We start from the raw sequence: 1,022 nt of genomic DNA on the forward strand, positions 1-1,022 counted from the left end.
CAATCTCTCGAGGATTCCAGCCATGTCAAGGGTAGGTAAGGTTTTTCGCGTTGCATCGAATTAATCCACATCATCCACCGCTTGTGCGGGTCCCCGTCAATTCCTTTGAGTTTTAATCTTGCGACCGTACTCCCCAGGCGGTCTACTTCACGCGTTAGCTGCGTTACCAAGTCAATTAAGACCCGACAACTAGTAGACATCGTTTAGGGCGTGGACTACCAGGGTATCTAATCCTGTTTGCTCCCCACGCTTTCGTGCATGAGCGTCAATCTTGACCCAGGGGGCTGCCTTCGCCATCGGTGTTCCTCCACATATCTACGCATTTCACTGCTACACGTGGAATTCTACCCCCCTCTGCCAGATTCTAGCCTTGCAGTCTCCAATGCAATTCCCAGGTTGAGCCCGGGGATTTCACATCAGACTTACAAAACCGCCTGCGCACGCTTTACGCCCAGTAATTCCGATTAACGCTTGCACCCTACGTATTACCGCGGCTGCTGGCACGTAGTTAGCCGGTGCTTATTCTTCAGGTACCGTCATTAGCAAGAGATATTAGCTCTCACCGTTTCTTCCCTGACAAAAGAGCTTTACAACCCGAAGGCCTTCTTCACTCACGCGGCATTGCTGGATCAGGCTTTCGCCCATTGTCCAAAATTCCCCACTGCTGCCTCCCGTAGGAGTCTGGACCGTGTCTCAGTTCCAGTGTGGCTGGTCGTCCTCTCAGACCAGCTACTGATCGATGCCTTGGTAGGCTTTTACCCTACCAACTAGCTAATCAGATATCGGCCGCTCCACGAGCATGAGGTCTTGCGATCCCCCACTTTCATCCTTAGATCGTATGCGGTATTAGCGTAACTTTCGCTACGTTATCCCCCACTCTAGGGTACGTTCCGATATATTACTCACCCGTTCGCCACTCGCCACCAGAGCAAGCTCCGTGCTGCCGTTCGACTTGCATGTGTAAGGCATGCCGCCAGCGTTCAATCTGAGCCAGGATCAAACTCTTCAGTTTAATCTCTGTT

General features: G+C 51.9%; 1 rRNA gene. It reads right to left on the reverse strand.

What is annotated here, in order from left to right:
• Positions 1-1,012, reverse strand: a 16S ribosomal RNA gene (locus tag O3297_RS28755); the annotation flags it as partial.
• Between the last annotated feature and the right edge of the window lie 10 nt (positions 1,013-1,022).

Origin of the sequence: Janthinobacterium sp. SUN128, from assembly GCF_030587275.1 — a bacterium.
In the GTDB taxonomy this organism is placed as follows: domain Bacteria; phylum Pseudomonadota; class Gammaproteobacteria; order Burkholderiales; family Burkholderiaceae_D; genus Janthinobacterium; species Janthinobacterium lividum.